This is a genomic window from Spongiibacter sp. (assembly GCF_984394615.1).
Genome location: NZ_CFHTQA010000017.1, coordinates 1 through 17,273 on the forward strand (window position 1 = coordinate 1; position 17,273 = coordinate 17,273).

The window sequence follows — 17,273 nt, forward strand, 5'->3', positions numbered from 1 at the left end:
GTAGTGGTATCCATAAATAGGCCTCGTGGGTGTAAACCTATTTCAGGACGGGACAGAGGCATAAAAAAAGGCCCTTCGTCAGGGCCTTTTTACCTTACTGAATGCCGCTTTCTAGCGGCAGCGCAGACTTTAGTCGTTGCTTTTATCCAGCAGGAAGTTTTGCAGTTTGGCGTCGGCCAGCATGCTTTCCAGCACATCGACGACCAGTTTGTTCACCATTTCTTCGTTGTGCGGCTCGCTGGGGGCGTTGAAGAATTTTTCCTGACGCTTGATTTTGTAGCGACCTTCATAGCGGCTGTTTTGTCGCACAGCTTCTACCCGCACCTGGGCTTCCATATCCATGGGGTGTCCCACGCCGTCGGTATCGGGGTGGTTGTAAACCAGTGACTCAAAGACAACGTGCAGGTCGGTGGTTTGCGGGCTGAGGCTGTCGACTTCAAAGCCCAGGGCCTTGAGGTGGTCTTTCAGCGCGGGCTGAATCGCCAGCGACAGGCTTTCGCCGAGGGTGATCAAGGCGGTATCGCGGTAGGCGCCACCACGGCTGCCCAGCACTTTGTCGCGGCGGTCGTCACTGACGCGCACGTGCACGGGCTGTTTATTGCCAATGGCTTGTTCCGGCGCGGGAAAGCTGGGCGCCAGCGTAATTTTTTGGGGGCTTTGCGCACAGGCGGCCAACAGCACCGCAGCGGCAACGGCCACAAGGGGTTTGATTACAGAGTGAATGGCTGTCATGGCTTATCCTTTTGAAAGCAAATCGCGCAAATCGATAATGGCAGCATTGGCCCGTGAAATGTACGAGGCCATTACCAGCGAGTGGTTTGCCAGCAGGCCAAAGCCGCTGCCGTTCAGAATCATTGGGCTGTAAATGGCTTGTTGGGTTCCTTCCAGCTCGCGGATGATCTGCCGCAGGCTGACAGTGGCATTTTTGTTATCCAGCACATCGGCAAAGTCGACCTCGGCCGCTTTCAGGAAGTGCAGCAGTGCCCAAGCGCTGCCGCGGGCTTCGTAGAAGACGTTGTCGATATCCATCCACGGGGTTTTAACCCGCTGATCCGACGACGAAGGTGTGGACTGCCGCGCACTGGGGTCATTGGCCAGATCGGTGTTGACGCGGGGGCGACCGACGCTGGCGCTCAGACGCTGAGAGAGACTGCCCAGCCGGGATTCCACAACCGAGAGCCAGTAGCGCAGATTATCGGCGCGGGCGTAGAACTGCGCGTCTGGCTGATCGACATCGCTCAGGCGGCTGCGGTAGGCCTTGAGGTAACGAATGGCGGCGCGGTACTCAGACTCCGAGGCGGGCACGGCCCAGCTATTGGAGGAGAAGTTAAAGCGCGGTTCGGCCTTGGCCAGATCCTTGTCTTCCTGAGATTGCGACTGGGAGCGGCTGTAGCTTTCGCGCAGGGCGCGGCTGAGATCACGCACTTGCATCAACACGCCGTATTCCCAGGAAGGCATATTGTCCATCAAGACGCCGGGCGGAGTGATGTCGTTGCTGAGAAAACCGCCGGGCTTGTCGAGCAGCAGCTCGGCCACATCGATCAGTGCCGAGGTGGTGGCAGAACCGACCACAGCACTGCGGCTGTTGTCCCGATCGAACTGGGTGGCGGGCAGTTCCGGCGTGAAGCTCCAGTAAATACCCAGGCCGCAGACCAGCAGCAGGTATAGGCCGCCGGCAATACCGGCGATGCGCGCGACATTGCGGTTACCCAGCCAGTCTTGCAGGGCTTCTTTTATACCGGCAATGGCATCCATCAAACGCTGTTTCATCAGTGATGTTCTCCGTGTCCGTGGTGCTCATCGTGCCCGTTCATTGGAGCTTCTTTTAGTACGCTGCGCACGGGCGCGTCTATTTCGTATTCCGCGCCGCTGTCGTCAATCAGGCTGAACTGCACTCGCTCGCCATCGCGCAGGGGCGCAGTGAGGTTAATCAACATCAGGTGATAGCCACCCGGCTTGAACACCAACTGCTCTCCGGCGGCTACGGTGACGCTGTCCTGACGACGCATGGCCGCCATCCCATTGTGCTGACCGTGACTGTGAATTTCCAGGCGCTCCGCCGCACGGCTGCTACCGGCGCGAAGGGTCAGTGGCGCATCGCCGGGGTTCACCAAGGTGAAGAAGGCGGCGGTGTTTTTCTGGGTTGGCGGTAGTCCGCGCACATAGACCTGTTCAACGCTCAGGCCGAGCGCTGACAAAGGCAAGATTGCTGCGAGTAAAAGCAGCCATTTGCGGGTCATAGATTCCTCCAGTGTGTACATGCAAGACAGCGCCGTCGATCTGACTTACTATGGGCGCCGCGCCTCGCACGTGACCTATGGGTGTCAGGCGTTGCGCCCTATGATAACGCCAGTTGCCAGCGATAGTCCTTATGAGTCGGTTTTTATTACTGTTTTTCCTGTTCGCCAGCATACTTCCCAGCTATGCCAACGACCCTTTTGGCAAGGGCACGCAGAGCTTTTCGCTGGACCAGCAACCGGCGTTTTTGCCGGTGGAAGAGGCCTATCAGGCCAGCATTGATGTGTTGGACAACAGCCTGCTGGTCGACTGGCGTATCGCCGAAGGCTATTACCTGTACCGGGAGCGCTTTGAGGTGGTCGCCAGCCGCGACGGTCAGGCCATCGCTGCCGAGCTGGAGTTCAGCCCCGGCAAAGTGAAAGACGACCCGTATTTTGGCCGCACCGAGGTGTACTACCACGGTGCGAGTATTCGCATTGGCGAGCTTGGCGATCCCGAGGGCCTGAAGCTGAAGCTGACCTCGCAGGGCTGCGCCGATGCCGGACTCTGCTATCCGCCGCGCACCCAGTATTTCTCGGCCGATGCCGATGGCGTGTTCCGCGAAACTGTCCGCCCGTCGACCACCGCCACCGCCACGGCCGTTGCGCCTCCGGAGTACAGCAGTCTGCCGGTGATCCTGTTACTGGCCGCCCTCGGCGGCGCCATTCTGAATTTAATGCCCTGCGTCTTCCCGGTACTGGGGTTGAAGGTGCTGAGCTTCACCAATGCCCACCACGGTCGGCCGGTCAATCACGGACTGGTGTACAGCGCCGGGGTGGTGCTCAGTTTTGTGCTGGTTGCCGGCGTGCTGATCGGTATGCAGCAGGCGGGACAGGCCGTGGGCTGGGGCTTTCAACTGCAGTCACCACTGTTTGTGGCCTCACTGGCGGCGCTGTTTTTTGTCCTGTCGCTGAACCTGCTGGGACTGTTTGAGCTCGGCGGCCGCTGGATGAATATCGGCGGTGATCTTAGCCAGGAACCCGGATTTCGCGGCAGTTTCTTTACCGGCGTACTGGCAACGCTGGTGGCGAGCCCCTGCACCGCGCCATTTATGGGGAGCGCAATCGGCTACGCCGCCACCCAGCCCCCGGCCATTGCGCTGCTGGTGTTCGCCAGCCTAGGCGCGGGCATGGCGCTGCCGGTGTTGCTGCTGACGATTTTCCCCCAGTGGCTGCGCTGGCTGCCCAAACCCGGCCAGTGGATGCTGCACCTGCGCCAACTGATGGCCTTCCCTCTGCTTGCCACAGCCATCTGGCTGGCGTGGATAGTGGGCCGCCAGACCGGCGCCGACGGCATGGCGGGCACGCTGCTGAGCTGGCTGCTGCTGGGCCTGGCCATTTGGTTGTGGGGATTGGGTGGACGCCGCAAGTGGCTGGCGGTGGTCAGCCTTGCCGCGATGCCGTCGCTGCTGGTGGGCAGTCTGCAACGCACACCGGAGGTCTCCGCCAGTGGGCAGTTTGATGCAACTCAGATCACCGCGCTTCGCGAGTCCGGGCGCGCGGTGTTTCTGGACGTCACCGCCGACTGGTGCATTACCTGCGCCGCCAATGAAGCCCTGGTGCTGAATACCGATGACATTCAACAGGCCTTTGCCGACAGCAATGTGGAATATTTGGTGGCGGACTGGACGCGATATGACCCCGCGATCACTGCACTTTTGGCGGAGTTCGAGCGTAATGGCATCCCGTTGTATGTGTATTACCCGGCAGATATGAGTGCGGCCCCGCAAATACTGCCCCAGGTCCTCAATAAAACGATGGTACTGCGGGTACTGAACACCCCTTAAGCAGTGTGACAGTGTTAGCACTGAACACACTTATTTCGGCTAAAAACCGTGCATCGTCTGCAATCTTGCAGGAAACTTGCAGACATCTCAAAAATTTGAGCTGTTTCGTTGGACTCGCTTTTTCAATTGCGGCAAACTACGCCAAATTTTCTGATTTTTCGGTGATGTATGGCGTCTATTCTCGTGCTGCACGGCCCCAATCTGAACCTGCTCGGCACCCGCGAGCCGGCGGTTTACGGGCATCAGACACTGGCCGACATCAACGTCGATTTGCAGCAGGCGGCCACCGCGGCCGGACACCACCTGCAGAGCCTGCAAAGTAACGCGGAAGCGGAGCTGATCGAGCGCGTTCACGACGCTCGCCACGAAGGCATCGACTTCATCATTATTAACCCCGCAGCGTTCACGCACACCAGCGTGGCGCTGCGCGATGCCCTGCTGGGCGTCGACATTCCCTTTATTGAAGTTCACCTGTCGAATGTCCACGCCCGCGAAGCCTTTCGCAGCCATTCCTATTTCTCAGACATTGCCCGCGGTGTGATCTGCGGCCTGGGGCCTCAAGGCTATCGCCTGGCTCTGGACGCGGCATTGCAGCATTTGGGCAGCTAAACACTCAACACTAAAACCTCACACAAGAGAGCGACTATGGATATCAGGAAAGTAAAAAAATTAATTGAGCTCCTGGAAGAGTCGAACATCGACGAACTGGAGATCAAGGAAGGCGAGGAATCGGTACGCATCAGCCGTAACAGCGGCGCGGCCGCCGTGGCAGCTCCCCAGTACTACGCTCAGCCCGCGGCAGCCCCTGCTCCCGCCCCGGCACCGGCGGCAGCCGCTCCTGAAGCGCCCGCCAGCAGCGAGCCGACAATCAACGGCCACGTGATCAAATCGCCCATGGTCGGCACCTTCTACCGCTCACCGTCTCCGGGCTCTCCGGCCTTTGTTGAAGTGGGCCAGCACGTGAAAGCGGGCGACGTGGTGTGCATTGTCGAAGCCATGAAGATGATGAACCAGATCGAAGCCGACAAATCCGGTGTTGTCGAAGCCATTTTGCTGGACGACGCGCAGCCCGTGGAATTTGACCAGCCTCTGATCACTATCGTGTAAGTCGGCCCGGCCCGATACAGAGAATACGATACCCGCTATCAGAGGACACCCGAGGACATGCTTAAAAAAGTCGTTATCGCCAACCGTGGCGAAATCGCACTGCGCATCCTGCGCGCCTGCAAAGAGCTCGGCATCAAAACTGTTGCCGTTCACTCTGTGGCCGACCGGGATTTGATGCATGTGCGCCTGGCCGATGAGTCTGTGTGCATCGGCCCCGCGCCGTCGCCGCAGAGCTATTTGAATATTCCAGCCATTATCAGTGCCGCCGAAGTGACCGACGCCGTGGCGATCCATCCCGGCTACGGCTTTCTGGCAGAAAATGCCGACTTTGCCGAACAGGTAGAGAAAAGCGGTTTCACCTTTATTGGCCCCAGCGCGGACGTTATCCGCCTGATGGGCGACAAGGTGTCGGCCATCCGCGCCATGAAAGAAGCGGGCGTGCCCACTGTGCCCGGCTCCGACGGCCCGATTGATCAGGACAGCGACCGCACACTGGCGATCGCCCGCCGCATTGGCTATCCGGTGATCATCAAAGCTGCCGCCGGTGGTGGTGGTCGCGGTATGCGCGTGGTGCACAGCGAAGCGGCTCTGCTCAACGCCGTGTATGTGACCCAGTCAGAGGCCAAGGCGGCCTTTGGCGACGATACCGTCTACATCGAGAAATTCCTGGAAAACCCGCGCCATGTGGAGATTCAGGTACTCGCCGATGGTCAGGGCAACGCCATTCATCTGGGCGACCGCGACTGCTCGCTGCAGCGCCGTCACCAGAAAGTGCTGGAAGAAGCCCCCGCCCCCGGCATTCCCGATGATGTGCGCAACCGTGTTGCCATGTCCTGTGTGGAAGCCTGTATCAAGATCAACTACCGCGGCGCAGGAACCTTCGAGTTTCTGTATGAAAACGGCGAGTTCTTCTTTATCGAGATGAACACCCGGATTCAGGTAGAGCATCCGGTCAGCGAAATGGTGACGGGCGTGGACCTGATCAAGGAGCAGCTGATGATCGCCGGTGGCGAACCGCTGCGCCTGCGTCAGGAAGACATCAAGGTTGAAGGCCATGCCTTCGAGTGCCGGATTAATGCCGAGGATCCGAAGACCTTCATGCCTTGCCCCGGCAAGATCAAGCACTACCACGCCCCCGGCGGCCTGGGCGTGCGCGTCGATTCGCATCTGTACAGCGGCTACACCGTACCGCCGAACTACGACTCGATGATCGCCAAAATCATTACCTGGGGCGATGACCGTAAATCGGCGCTGAATCGCATGCGCACCGCACTGGACGAGCTGGTGGTAGACGGCATTCGCACGAATACCGAGCTGCACCGCGATCTGGTTCGCGACAGTGCTTTCCGGGAAGGTGGCGTAAGCATTCACTATCTCGAAAAGAAACTGAAAATCTGATTTACTGCGCATCGTGCAAAGGGGCCTGCTGGCCCCTTTTTTGTTTTAACGTGTTTATTTGACTCGCAACAAGGCCACCATCATGAGCTGGTTACAGATCCGTCTCGACGCCAACCCCGACACCGCCAGTGCGCTGGAAGATGCGCTGCTGGACTGCGGCGCCGCCTCCGTCACGATGGAAGACAACGCCGATCAGCCGCTGTTTGAGCCGCCCATCGGCGAAACGCCGGTGTGGCAGAACACCCGAGTCACCGGCATGTTTATGGCCGACACCGATATGGTCGCGGTACTGGCCGGACTCAATCAGATTTATGGCGAGTTGCCACCCCATCGCATTGAAATTCTGGAAGACCGGGACTGGATTCGCGAGTGGATGGACAGCTACCACCCGCTGAAGTGCGGCGAGCGCCTGTGGATTTGCCCCAGTTGGCGCGAACCCACCGACCCGGATGCCGTGAACCTGATGCTCGACCCCGGCCTGGCCTTCGGCACAGGCACTCACCCGACCACCTGGCTCTGCCTGAACTGGCTGGACAGCCAGCCGCTGCAGGGCAAGACCGTCATCGACTACGGCTGTGGTTCCGGCATTCTGGGCATTGCCGCCCTGCTGCTGGGCGCCGAGCGAATGATCGCCGTGGATATCGATCCGCAGGCACTGCAAGCCACTCGCGACAATGCTCAACGCAATAACATCGACCCGGCGCGTATCGACTGCTATCTGCCAGAGGATCTGCCGGAGGTGTTGAAAGGCGATGTGCTGCTGGCGAATATTCTTGCGGGCCCCTTGCTGGAACTCGCACCGGCATTGGCCGAGACCATTCCCGCCGGTGCACCGGTCTGCCTGTCGGGCATTCTCGATACCCAGGGCGACGGCATCTGCGAACGCTACAGCCAGTGGTTTGAGCAGTTCGGGCGCCAGCAGCGCGAAGAGTGGCTGCGAATTACCGCCGTAAAAAAAGGCTGACATTGAGGCCCGATGAAACTTGCTTTTATACTGAAGCCCAGCACGCCTTCCGGCTCAACGATAAGCACTCTGCATGGTAAGCGACAACGACGATAATAAAGACGCAACGCCCAGCGTCATCTGCCCAGCCTGCGAAACCCGGTTTCGGTATCTGCCCGAGCAACTGGATGCCGCAGGCGGTTTGCTGCGCTGCGGGGTTTGCCAGGAAGTGTTCAACGCCAAAGAACAACTGGGCCTGATCGACGATAGCCCTCTGCCCAATCCCGCAGACGAACCGGACGACAGCCCCTCACCCCGACAGGGCGCGGAACTCCTCGAGGGATTGAGCACCGACGACCACGGTTTCGAACACCACCAGACACCCCCTCCCCGGCGCTGGCCCTGGGCGATTCTCAGCCTGCTCGCCGCACTGCTGCTTATCGCGCAACTGGCGTACTGGCAGCGCGACCCGCTGCTGGTTCACCCCAAACTGCCCGCCAGTTGGAAGGTTCAGGCGCTGTCGCTGTGCGCGACGCTCGAGCTGCGCTGCCGCCGCGACGACAATCAGCGCCCGCAAGCCAGCGAGGCCTTTATCAGCCAGAAATTGATGGTTCGCGCTCACCCCGACGTGAGCAATGCCCTGCGGGTCGACGCGATTCTGGTCAACCGCAGCCCGGAAAAGCGCGCCTTCCCCCTGCTGGAACTGCGCTTCAGCGACATGTACGGCAGCGAAGTGGCGCGGCGGCTATTTACGCCAGCGGAGTATCTGGCCGGCGAACTCAACGCGCTGTCACAACTTCCCAGCCAGCAACCCGTGCATATCGCACTGGACATTGTCGACCCCGGCAGCGCGGCCGTGAATTATCAGATTGCCCTTTTCGACCCCATTTAAGCCCGCCCCGATACACTGGTTATTTTCTGAGCGCAAGACTACCGAAAGCAAAATCTAGCGAGTAGAATAGCCGCCCTGTTTTTGTCACGGTCACTCCTTCTCATCGGGGCATGGCGATGATCCAGATTGGTTCTCACAAGCTCCCCGCGCGGGCAGTTTTAGCGCCGATGGCGGGCATTACCGACTTGCCGTTCCGCCGCCTGTGCCTGCAGTTTGGCGCCGGGCTGACCGTGTCAGAAATGCTGATCAGCAACAGCGATCTCTGGCACACCCGCAAAAGTCACCTGCGCCTGGCAAAGGATGACGACGCCGTGCGCGCGGTACAGATCGCCGGAGCTGACCCAGAAATGATGGCCGATGCCGCGCGCCGCTGTGCCGATATGGGCGCGCAGATCATCGACATCAATATGGGCTGCCCCGCCAAGAAGGTGTGCAAGAAGGCAGCCGGTTCCGCCCTGCTGCGAGAGCCCGTCCTGGTGGAGTCCATCCTCAGGGCCGTGACGGCAGCCGTGGAAATTCCGGTCAGCCTGAAAATACGCACCGGCTGGTCACCTGAGCATCGCAACGGCGTGAACATTGCACGCTTGGCCGAAGACTGCGGCATCGCGTCGCTGGCCGTTCACGGTCGCACGCGGGCCTGCCGCTTCAACGGCAACGCCGAATACGACACGATCGCCGAGATCAAGCAAGCCGTGGCGATTCCCGTGTTTGCCAATGGCGACATCGACAGTGCGGAAAAAGCGCTGGCCGTGCTGAACCATACTGGTGCCGACGGCATCATGATCGGGCGTGCAGCACAGGGTCGCCCGTGGCTGTTCAGGGAAATTAATGCCGGACTGGAAGGTCGCCATGTTGCGCCCCCCAGTCTTGGCGAGCGGCGCGACGTTATGCTCGCGCACCTCAAGGCTTTGCACCGTTTTTACGGTGAACATCAGGGCCTGCGCATCGCGCGCAAACACTGCGCGTGGTACTTGCAGGACATTAATAACGTGGACTTTCGACGGCAGTTCAACCGCCTCGAAGACGCCAGTGCACAACTAGATGCTGTACAGAGCTTTTTTGAACAGCACGGTAAAAAATTACAGGATGCAGCCGCATGAACCTAAGCCCTCTAAGTGCTGCCGAGAGCAGCCCAGTCAATGACGCCCCCGTCGACGATATTGCTCAGGCCAAAACACTCCGCGACAGTGTTGCTATCGCGCTGAACAACTACTTCTCCAACCTCGACGGTCAGGACGTCAGCGACGTCTACAACATGGTGCTGTCGGAAGTGGAAGCTCCGCTGCTGGAAGAGGTGATGAAGTACACCCGCAACAACCAGACCCGCGCATCGCAGATGCTGGGCCTGAACCGCGGCACCCTGCGCAAGAAACTGAAACAGTACGACCTGCTTTAAAACCCGCTCCGCACCAGAGGAAACCCGCCCGGATGACTACCGAGACGACTTCACGCCCCGTTAAACGCGCGCTTATCAGCGTATCTGACAAATCAGGCATCGTCGATTTTGCCCGCCAGCTCACCGAGATGGGCGTCGAACTGCTGTCGACTGGCGGCACCTTCCGCCTGCTGCAAGACAACAGCATTGCTGTGACCGAAGTCGCCGACTACACCGGTTTCCCCGAAATGATGGACGGTCGGGTGAAAACGCTGCACCCCAAAGTACACGGCGGCATTCTCGGTCGTCGCGGCACCGATGACGCGGTAATGGGCGAGCACGGCATCAATGCTATCGACATGGTCGTGGTCAACCTCTACCCCTTTGAAGCGACCGTTGCCAAGCCGAACTGCACACTGGAAGACGCCATCGAGAATATCGATATCGGCGGGCCGACCATGGTGCGCGCTGCGGCGAAAAACCACCGCGATGTGGCGATTGTGGTAAACGCGAGCGACTACGACGCCATCATTGAAGAGATGCGTGCCAACAACGGCGCCACTCAGCACAGCACCCGCTTTGATCTGGCGATTAAAGCCTACGAACACACTGCCGCCTACGACGGCGCCATCGCCAATTACTTTGGCCGACTGGTACCGGGCGGCAGCGCCAAGTTCCCGCGCACATTCAACAGCCAGTTTGTGAAAGCGCAGGAAATGCGCTACGGCGAGAACCCGCATCAGGACTCGGCATTTTATGTTGAGCGCCACCCCAGCGAGGCCAGCATTGCCACCGCCACTCAGCTACAGGGTAAAGAGCTCTCCTACAACAATATTGCCGACACCGACGCCGCACTGGAGTGCGTGAAAAGCTTCACCAAGCCCGCCTGTGTGATCGTTAAGCACGCCAACCCCTGTGGTGTTGCCGTATCGCTGAACGGTATTGGCGAAGCCTACGACCTGGCTTTTGCCACTGACCCCGAGTCCGCATTCGGCGGCATTATCGCCTTCAACCGCGAACTGGATGCCGCCACCGCGCAAGCGATCTGCGAGCGTCAGTTTGTGGAAGTCATCATCGCGCCCAGCGTCAGCGACGAAGCACTGGCCGTTGTGGCGGCCAAGAAAAATGTGCGCCTGCTGAGCTGCGGCCAATGGGCCGTGCCGCTGCCTGCACTGGACTACAAGCGCGTCAACGGCGGCCTGCTGGTTCAAGATCGCGACCTCGGCATGATCACCGAGCAGGACCTGAAAGTAGTCACCAAGCGCCAGCCGACGGAAGCGGAAATTCACGACCTGATCTTCGCCTGGAAAGTGGCGAAGTTCGTTAAATCCAACGCCATTGTCTACGCCAAAAACCGTCAGACCATCGGCGTGGGCGCCGGCCAGATGAGCCGCGTTAACTCAGCGCGCATCGCAGCGATCAAGGCCGAGCACGCCGGTTTGCCGGTTGAAGGCGCGGTCATGGCCTCGGACGCGTTCTTCCCCTTCCGCGACGGCATCGACAACGCGGCCAAGGTGGGCATTAGCTGCATTATTCAACCGGGCGGCTCCATTCGTGATGAAGAAGTGATTGCCGCCGCCGACGAGCATGGCATGACCATGGTCTTCACCGGCATGCGCCACTTCCGTCACTGAGTGCTGATTCGGGGCGGGCGGTTTGCCCGGCCCCGACCCCACAGAACTTACCTGTCAGAGCGGCGCCATCACCGCGCAGTGCTCGCCCGAAAAACAATAGGACAGCAATACCATGAACGTTTTGATTATTGGCAACGGCGGTCGCGAACACGCCCTGGCATGGAAAGCGGCGCAGTCTGCAAATGTTGAAACCGTCTATGTCGCACCGGGCAATGCGGGCACCGCGCTGGACCAGGGCATCGAGAATGTCGACATCGCCGTCAGCGACTTTGCCGCTCTCGCCGACTTCGCCAGCAACAACAATGTCGGCCTGACCATCGTCGGCCCCGAAGCACCCCTAGTTGACGGTGTGGTCGACTACTTCAGTGAACGCCAGCTACCCTGCTTCGGCCCCAGCAAAGGCGCCGCGCAACTGGAAGGCTCCAAGGCTTTCACCAAGGATTTTCTCGCCCGCCACGCAATTCCCACGGCGGCCTATGCCAATTTCACGGAGCTGGAACCCGCTCTGGCCTACCTCCGCGAACAAGGCGCGCCCATCGTAGTGAAAGCCGACGGTCTGGCGGCTGGTAAAGGCGTGATTGTGGCCGAGACGCTGGAGCAGGCAGAAGAAGCCGTGCGCGACATGCTGTCGGGCAATGCCTTTGGCGACGCCGGTTGCCGCGTGGTGATTGAAGAATTTCTGCAAGGCGAAGAAGCCAGCTTTATTGTGATGGTCGACGGCGAGAATGTGCTGCCCATGGCCACCAGCCAGGACCACAAGCGCGTCGGCGACGGCGACACCGGACCAAACACCGGCGGTATGGGCGCCTACTCGCCCGCCCCCGTGGTGACCGATGCCGTACACCAGCGCATTATGAACGAAGTGATTCTGCCCACCGTGCGCGGCATGGAGCAGGAAGGCAACCGCTACACCGGCTTTCTCTACGCTGGCCTGATGATCAACCCCGCGGGCGAGCCCAAAGTCATTGAGTACAACTGCCGCTTTGGCGACCCGGAAACCCAGCCCATTATGCTGCGCCTGCAGTCGGATCTGGTTGAACTTTGCCTGACCGCTCTGCGCGGCGAGCTGGATAGCGCCGACGCTAGCTGGGACCCTCGCCCTGCCGTGGGTGTGGTCATGGCCGCGGGCGGCTATCCCGCCAGTTATGACAAAGGCGATGAGATTACCGGCATTCCAGCAGAAACCGGCAGCAGTAAAGTCTTCCACGCGGGCACCAGCCTGCAGGATGGCAAACTGGTCACCAGTGGTGGTCGCGTATTGTGCGCCACGGCAATGGGTGACCGGGTGAGCGATGCCCAGGCGCTTGCCTACCAGCTTGTTGACCAGATAGAGTGGCGTGGAGCCTTTTGTCGCCGCGATATTGCCTACCGCGCTATCGCCCGCGAATAATCGGGAAAACCATGTAATCTGGGAAAACATGTGCAGGATGCCCGGCGTGCGCAACTCTGTGTCAATGCTGCCCGCGGGCAGCCTGCTCTGGCTGATTCTACTCAGCCTGTTCAGCGCTCGCCTCGGGGCTGCCCCGCTGCTGCTCGATGAGCGGCAGGATCGGCTCGATCTTTCCCATTATGCCCAGGTCCTCGAGGACCGCAGCGGCGACTGGCAAATTGCGGATGTCGACAACCGCGGCCTGCAACGCAGTTTCCGTCCGGTCGAAAACGGCGATCTGCATCTTGACAAGCGGGTGCAGCGCTACTGGTTTCGTTTCAGCCTGAGAAATATCAGCGGCGAGCCAAGCAAGCGGATTTTTGAAATCCGTCCCGCCTACCTCGGCGATATCACCGTATACGCCCGCAGCAGCAACGACTCAGGAACGGCAAGCCAACTCATCCCCGCGCTCCCGAAAGAGGAGATGTTGCGCCCACAGAATGTGATGGCGCTGACCGTGCCGCCACACAGCGACCTGCACGTCTTCGTCCTTGTCGAGAACCACGGTGACTACCGCAGCAGTATCGGTCTGTATCAGCAATCTGAATTCTTCTGGCTGAGTAGCTATTACGACGCCTTTAACGCGCTGATGCTGGGGATTCTCTGCAGCATTCTGATGTACTGCGTGATTGCCTTTGTCGTCTACAAAGAGCCCCTGTTCATCAACCAGGTCGCGTTCTGCATCCTGGTGGCGCTCTCCCAGCTCACTTCCTGGGGGTATATCCAATTCCCCCTGATCACGCCCTCGCCAATGAGCCCCACCATGTTGGCGTTCACCCTGGCGATTCTGCTGACCGAGGTCATCTTCGCCCAGCGCTTCCCTATTTACAGTGGCGTTGCCGCAAGCCTATGGAAAAAACTGTTCCGGCTGCTCACCGCGCTGCTCATTCTCGGCATCGTATTGTCGCCGCTGCTGCAGGGACTGTATGTCGTCATTACATTGTCGCTGGTAATGCCGATCATCATGCTGTCGCTGATTGTTGCCGCCATCAATGGCTTTTTTGTCAGCACCAGTCGCCTGCTGTTTTACTACCTGCTGGCAACCGCCGCACTATTGGCCTCCTACCTCACCGCCTTGCTCGCCTTCTTCCTGGGCCTTATCGATATCTACGAACTCAATCTGGCGTTTGCGGTGATCGCGGTGGCCAGCGCTGCCAGCCGGATTGCGCTGTTGATCGCCCGCACCCGCAAACGCTGGCACAAGCAATATCAGGAAGCACAGCGTGTCGCAGTTGTCGGCGAGGTGAACCGCGCCAAAAGCGATATTCTGTCGCGCATTACCCACGAGATTCGTACGCCAATCAGTGCCATCGTAGGGGTAACCGAGCTGCTGGAGGACAGCAGCAGCCTGACCACTGCGCAAGAGGAATACCTCCGCAGCCTGCAACGCTCCAGCCACGAACTGCTGCAATTGCTGGAAGAGGCAGGACAGGCCGCGCGATTCAGCGACAGCGACATGGAGCTGCGCAGTCAGATCATGTCATTTCCGGAGCTGGTGGGCGATGCTCTGGCGGGTTTCCGTAATCTGGCCGCGGAGCGAGATCTGGAACTGATCGCCGACATTTCACCGGAGCTGCCTTCGCAACTGCTCGGCGACCCGTCCCGAATTCGCCAGCTGCTGATTCACAGCGTCAACAGTGCGTTCGAGCACAGTGAAAACGGCTTTATTCTGCTGAAGATTCACCCGGCCTCGCCCCGCCCAGGGCACATCCATATTGAAGTCTCGCATCGCGGACGCCCCTTTGACGCCGAAGAGCGCCAAGCGCTTTATCCCGCAAAACAGGAGCTTCACGAGAACAATGTGTTGAGCACTCGCTTTGCCATTATCTCGCGACTGGTATCACTGATGCGGGGACAGATCAGTGTCCGCAGCGCGGGAAACCGCGACCTCCACACCCTGTGCATGTCGATCCAGTTGAATGTGGCCAGTGACAGGTCCCTGAGCGAGCACAGCGTGGCCCTGCTCAGCGGCAAGCGCCTGCTGGTCGTGGACAGCAATAAAACCTTTTGCGAAGTCATCAACAAACAGTGCAGTGCCTGGGGCATGACTGTCTTTTCTGCGGCCAGTGAGCAGGCGGCCATCGCCATTTTGCGCAACCAGCGACTGTTGCAGGCCCCGCTGGACTTCATACTGATCGATCACCGGCAACCCGAGAACGGCCTGCACCTCGCCCACCGCATCGCCGAGGAAAACAAGGACGCCGCCGATCACCCCAGCATTCTGCTGTTGGCTCATGCCAATATCGACTACGATCAGGACGTTCTCCGTCAGGCGCGGGTACAGAAAGTGTTGAGCAAGCCGCTGGCTTCCTCCGCGCTGCGCAGCGCCCTGCTCGGCGAGTCGCGCTTCAATGCGAGCAACCCGAATCGCCAGATCGACCCGCAGACCGACGACAGCGATGCGGCGACGAAACCGCTGCAGTGCCTGATTGCCGAGGATAATCCCAGCAATGCGCTGGTGCTGAAGCGGATGCTCAGTAACCTGGAGATTGAGGTACAGCACGCCGAGAACGGTCAGCAGGCCTTGAATCAGTTCCTGCGCACGCAGTTCGACCTGGTGATTCTCGATATCGAAATGCCGGTCATGGATGGTTTGGAAACGGCCCGCCAGATGCGTCACTTTGAGAACGAAGAGGGACGGCGACGCACGCCCATTTTCGGTCTCAGCGCCAATGCTCTGGATGAACAACGCGACAATTACCTGAACTCCGGGATCGATCTTCATTTGGTGAAACCCATCCGGCAATGGGAGCTGGCAGAAGCCATCCAGCGCTGGACCGGCTACACGCATCACAAGTCTTGAGTTTGACGTACAATGGCTAGAGATGGAGGCCATTATGCAACGTAGTTTTTCTGCCATAGACCGGCTGCTGATGGGCGCCGACCGCAGTCTGAAAACACTGGTGCGCGGCAGCGCCACGGCACAGCGCCGCAACCCGTCGGGCGACTATCGCGATAACAGTGAAGGGCGCGAAGAACAGGCCCGCCGCCACAGCGCCGGACTGATGCGCATCAATCACACCGGCGAAGTTTGCGCACAGGCGCTGTATCAGGGGCAGGCGCTCACAGCACGTCGCAGCGATGTAAAAGAAGCCATGAGTCATGCAGCGGATGAGGAAGTCGATCATCTGGCGTGGTGCGAAGATCGCTTGCGCGAGCTGGGCAGCCGTCCCAGCCACCTGAACCCGCTGTTTTACGCTGGCGCGTTCGCCATCGGCGCGACCGCTGGCGCGATCAGCGACAAGATCAGTCTGGGGTTTGTGGCAGCGACAGAAGATCAGGTTTGCGAGCACCTGTGTGAACACTTGCACACGCTGCCCAGCGACGATGAGAAGTCTCGGGCGATTCTGGAGCAGATGCTAGAAGACGAGGCCGCTCACGCAACTCAGGCTCTCGAGGCAGGCGGCGCCGTTTTCCCGCGACCGGTGAAGACACTCATGACCCTGATGTCCAAGGTCATGACCAAAACCACGTATCACCTCTGAGCGTCGCGAGACTGACTTACAGCACCCCGGCAATGGGCGGGTGATAAATCATCTGCACGAGATTACCGTCCGGATCCAGGCAGTAAAAGCTGCGGGCGCCGTCCCGGTGAGTGCGCGGCGCCGCTTTGATTGCCACCCCGTTTTCCACAAGGAACGTATGCCAGGCATCCACATCTTCCGGCTGGCGCAGGATGAAGCCCAGGTGGTCAAGACGCTGTCCGGCCACGCTGCGTGGCTGGCCGCTGTAGCGGTGCAGTGCGAGGTTGTCGCAGCCTGAGCACAGATAGTAGTTGTCCGCGTCGGGCTGCCATTCCACCGCCATCCCCAGCAGTTCGGTATAAAAGCGCAGTGTCTCGTCAAAGTTTTCGACAAACAGCGCCAGATGGCGCATACCGGCATGGGGATTGGGTCGCTGCATGGTGTTACTCCACTTCCTCTATCTGATAGGCGTGGACAATCTCCACACCGGCCTTTTCCATCATAATGGACGCCGAGCAGTATTTCTCTGCCGACAGCTCCACCGCGCGTTTGATATGCGCTTCCTTCAGCCCTTTGCCACTGACAATGAAGTTCATCGTGATTTTTTCAAACACGGCGGGCACGGCATCTGCGCGCTCGGCCTGCAGTTCGCATCGGCAATCGCGCACATCCTGACGCGACTTTTTGAGCATGCTCATCACATCGAAAGAGGCGCAGCCGCCCATACCAACCAGCAGCATTTCCATCGGGCGAATGCCCATGTTACGGCCGCCGTGATCCTCCGGACCATCCATCACCACACTGTGACCGCTGCCGGACTCGCCCAGGAACATGGCACCGTCCACCCATTTCACCGTTGCTTTCATTGTTACCCCAATACGATTCACAGAAAACGCCAAAGCTTATCACAGGTCAGGGCTCAGGCTCGCCATCCGGTACAAAGCGAGGCATACTAAAGCTAACAAGTG

The 17,273-nt window shown here is 59.6% G+C and carries 17 protein-coding genes; 12 read left to right on the forward strand and 5 right to left on the reverse strand.

The annotated features are described in order from the left end of the window. Positions 1-129: 129 nt before the first annotated feature. Genes AC5DB9_RS08265 through AC5DB9_RS08275 form a run of 3 tightly spaced genes read right to left on the reverse strand, consistent with a single transcriptional unit; the run spans position 130 to position 2,240 of the window. Positions 130-732 (reverse strand): YajG family lipoprotein, encoded by a 603-nt coding sequence (locus AC5DB9_RS08265; protein WP_272989910.1) that lies wholly within the window; start codon positions 730-732, stop codon positions 130-132. 3 nt (positions 733-735) lie between these two features. Continuing rightward, the gene (locus AC5DB9_RS08270; protein WP_272989912.1) at positions 736-1,770 is read right to left on the reverse strand and encodes a DUF2333 family protein; all 1,035 of its coding nucleotides are present in this window, start codon (positions 1,768-1,770) and stop codon (positions 736-738) included. Next, the gene (locus AC5DB9_RS08275) at positions 1,770-2,240 is read right to left on the reverse strand and encodes a copper chaperone PCu(A)C (RefSeq protein ID WP_022957954.1); all 471 of its coding nucleotides are present in this window, start codon (positions 2,238-2,240) and stop codon (positions 1,770-1,772) included. Before AC5DB9_RS08275 ends, AC5DB9_RS08270 begins: the two co-directional genes overlap by 1 nt. Before the next feature lie 131 nt (positions 2,241-2,371). Between AC5DB9_RS08275 and AC5DB9_RS08280 the strand changes: the two genes are divergently transcribed. The 12 genes from AC5DB9_RS08280 to coq7 all read left to right on the forward strand — a co-directional run bounded on the left by AC5DB9_RS08280 (position 2,372) and on the right by coq7 (position 16,326). Beyond that, the gene (locus tag AC5DB9_RS08280; protein WP_272989916.1) at positions 2,372-4,063 is read left to right on the forward strand and encodes a protein-disulfide reductase DsbD family protein; all 1,692 of its coding nucleotides are present in this window, start codon (positions 2,372-2,374) and stop codon (positions 4,061-4,063) included. Positions 4,064-4,231: 168 nt separating this feature from the next. After that, positions 4,232-4,672 (forward strand): type II 3-dehydroquinate dehydratase, encoded by a 441-nt coding sequence (gene aroQ / locus AC5DB9_RS08285; RefSeq protein ID WP_272989917.1) that lies wholly within the window; start codon positions 4,232-4,234, stop codon positions 4,670-4,672. Positions 4,673-4,708: 36 nt separating this feature from the next. After that, the gene (gene accB, locus AC5DB9_RS08290) at positions 4,709-5,170 is read left to right on the forward strand and encodes an acetyl-CoA carboxylase biotin carboxyl carrier protein (protein WP_272989920.1); all 462 of its coding nucleotides are present in this window, start codon (positions 4,709-4,711) and stop codon (positions 5,168-5,170) included. Positions 5,171-5,227: 57 nt separating this feature from the next. Beyond that, positions 5,228-6,568, forward strand: coding sequence for an acetyl-CoA carboxylase biotin carboxylase subunit (accC, locus tag AC5DB9_RS08295; protein WP_022957958.1), 1,341 nt, complete (start codon positions 5,228-5,230; stop codon positions 6,566-6,568). Positions 6,569-6,650: 82 nt separating this feature from the next. Further along, the gene (gene prmA / locus AC5DB9_RS08300; protein WP_272993245.1) at positions 6,651-7,532 is read left to right on the forward strand and encodes a 50S ribosomal protein L11 methyltransferase; all 882 of its coding nucleotides are present in this window, start codon (positions 6,651-6,653) and stop codon (positions 7,530-7,532) included. A 73-nt stretch (positions 7,533-7,605) separates the two neighbouring features. Then, complete coding sequence (locus tag AC5DB9_RS08305; protein WP_272993248.1) at positions 7,606-8,403, forward strand: zinc-ribbon and DUF3426 domain-containing protein; 798 nt, start codon at positions 7,606-7,608, stop codon at positions 8,401-8,403. 116 nt (positions 8,404-8,519) lie between these two features. Beyond that, a complete protein-coding gene (dusB, locus tag AC5DB9_RS08310) occupies positions 8,520-9,503 on the forward strand; it encodes a tRNA dihydrouridine synthase DusB (protein WP_022957961.1) in 984 nt (327 codons plus the stop codon). Beyond that, on the forward strand, positions 9,500-9,799 hold the full coding sequence (fis, locus tag AC5DB9_RS08315) for a DNA-binding transcriptional regulator Fis (protein ID WP_022957962.1): 300 nt from the start codon (positions 9,500-9,502) through the stop codon (positions 9,797-9,799). Before dusB ends, fis begins: the two co-directional genes overlap by 4 nt. Positions 9,800-9,831: 32 nt before the next feature. Next, positions 9,832-11,412 (forward strand): bifunctional phosphoribosylaminoimidazolecarboxamide formyltransferase/IMP cyclohydrolase, encoded by a 1,581-nt coding sequence (purH, locus tag AC5DB9_RS08320; RefSeq protein WP_272993251.1) that lies wholly within the window; start codon positions 9,832-9,834, stop codon positions 11,410-11,412. 112 nt (positions 11,413-11,524) lie between these two features. Then, positions 11,525-12,802, forward strand: coding sequence for a phosphoribosylamine--glycine ligase (gene purD / locus AC5DB9_RS08325; RefSeq protein ID WP_272993254.1), 1,278 nt, complete (start codon positions 11,525-11,527; stop codon positions 12,800-12,802). 46 nt (positions 12,803-12,848) lie between these two features. Next, positions 12,849-15,644: a hybrid sensor histidine kinase/response regulator gene (locus AC5DB9_RS08330; protein ID WP_272993257.1), complete on the forward strand. Its 2,796-nt coding sequence runs from the start codon at positions 12,849-12,851 to the stop codon at positions 15,642-15,644. Between the two features lie 34 nt (positions 15,645-15,678). Next, positions 15,679-16,326 (forward strand): 2-polyprenyl-3-methyl-6-methoxy-1,4-benzoquinone monooxygenase, encoded by a 648-nt coding sequence (gene coq7 / locus AC5DB9_RS08335; protein ID WP_272993260.1) that lies wholly within the window; start codon positions 15,679-15,681, stop codon positions 16,324-16,326. Between the two features lie 16 nt (positions 16,327-16,342). On the opposite strand, the gene AC5DB9_RS08340 is transcribed toward coq7, so the two are convergent. Both AC5DB9_RS08340 and AC5DB9_RS08345 read right to left on the reverse strand, forming a co-directional pair. Then, positions 16,343-16,744 carry a VOC family protein gene (locus AC5DB9_RS08340; protein WP_272993261.1) on the reverse strand — a complete coding sequence of 134 codons (402 nt, stop codon included), beginning with the start codon at positions 16,742-16,744 and terminating at the stop codon, positions 16,343-16,345. Positions 16,745-16,748: 4 nt separating this feature from the next. Beyond that, positions 16,749-17,171 carry an OsmC family protein gene (locus AC5DB9_RS08345; RefSeq protein ID WP_022957968.1) on the reverse strand — a complete coding sequence of 141 codons (423 nt, stop codon included), beginning with the start codon at positions 17,169-17,171 and terminating at the stop codon, positions 16,749-16,751. Positions 17,172-17,273 lie beyond the last annotated feature (102 nt).

What these genes read in the sequence shown, in the direction of transcription:
- dusB (WP_022957961.1), top strand. Translation starts at nt 8,520, where the DNA reads ATGATCCAGATTGGTTCTCACAAGCTCCCCGCGCGGGCAGTTTTAGCG.
- AC5DB9_RS08340 (WP_272993261.1), bottom strand. Translation starts at nt 16,744, where the DNA reads ATGCAGCGACCCAATCCCCATGCCGGTATGCGCCATCTGGCGCTGTTT.
- AC5DB9_RS08280 (WP_272989916.1), top strand. Translation starts at nt 2,372, where the DNA reads ATGAGTCGGTTTTTATTACTGTTTTTCCTGTTCGCCAGCATACTTCCC.
- AC5DB9_RS08345 (WP_022957968.1), bottom strand. Translation starts at nt 17,171, where the DNA reads ATGAAAGCAACGGTGAAATGGGTGGACGGTGCCATGTTCCTGGGCGAG.
- accC (WP_022957958.1), top strand. Translation starts at nt 5,228, where the DNA reads ATGCTTAAAAAAGTCGTTATCGCCAACCGTGGCGAAATCGCACTGCGC.
- purD (WP_272993254.1), top strand. Translation starts at nt 11,525, where the DNA reads ATGAACGTTTTGATTATTGGCAACGGCGGTCGCGAACACGCCCTGGCA.
- AC5DB9_RS08305 (WP_272993248.1), top strand. Translation starts at nt 7,606, where the DNA reads ATGGTAAGCGACAACGACGATAATAAAGACGCAACGCCCAGCGTCATC.
- aroQ (WP_272989917.1), top strand. Translation starts at nt 4,232, where the DNA reads ATGGCGTCTATTCTCGTGCTGCACGGCCCCAATCTGAACCTGCTCGGC.
- purH (WP_272993251.1), top strand. Translation starts at nt 9,832, where the DNA reads ATGACTACCGAGACGACTTCACGCCCCGTTAAACGCGCGCTTATCAGC.
- AC5DB9_RS08265 (WP_272989910.1), bottom strand. Translation starts at nt 732, where the DNA reads ATGACAGCCATTCACTCTGTAATCAAACCCCTTGTGGCCGTTGCCGCT.
- AC5DB9_RS08275 (WP_022957954.1), bottom strand. Translation starts at nt 2,240, where the DNA reads ATGACCCGCAAATGGCTGCTTTTACTCGCAGCAATCTTGCCTTTGTCA.
- AC5DB9_RS08270 (WP_272989912.1), bottom strand. Translation starts at nt 1,770, where the DNA reads ATGAAACAGCGTTTGATGGATGCCATTGCCGGTATAAAAGAAGCCCTG.
- prmA (WP_272993245.1), top strand. Translation starts at nt 6,651, where the DNA reads ATGAGCTGGTTACAGATCCGTCTCGACGCCAACCCCGACACCGCCAGT.
- fis (WP_022957962.1), top strand. Translation starts at nt 9,500, where the DNA reads ATGAACCTAAGCCCTCTAAGTGCTGCCGAGAGCAGCCCAGTCAATGAC.
- coq7 (WP_272993260.1), top strand. Translation starts at nt 15,679, where the DNA reads ATGCAACGTAGTTTTTCTGCCATAGACCGGCTGCTGATGGGCGCCGAC.
- accB (WP_272989920.1), top strand. Translation starts at nt 4,709, where the DNA reads ATGGATATCAGGAAAGTAAAAAAATTAATTGAGCTCCTGGAAGAGTCG.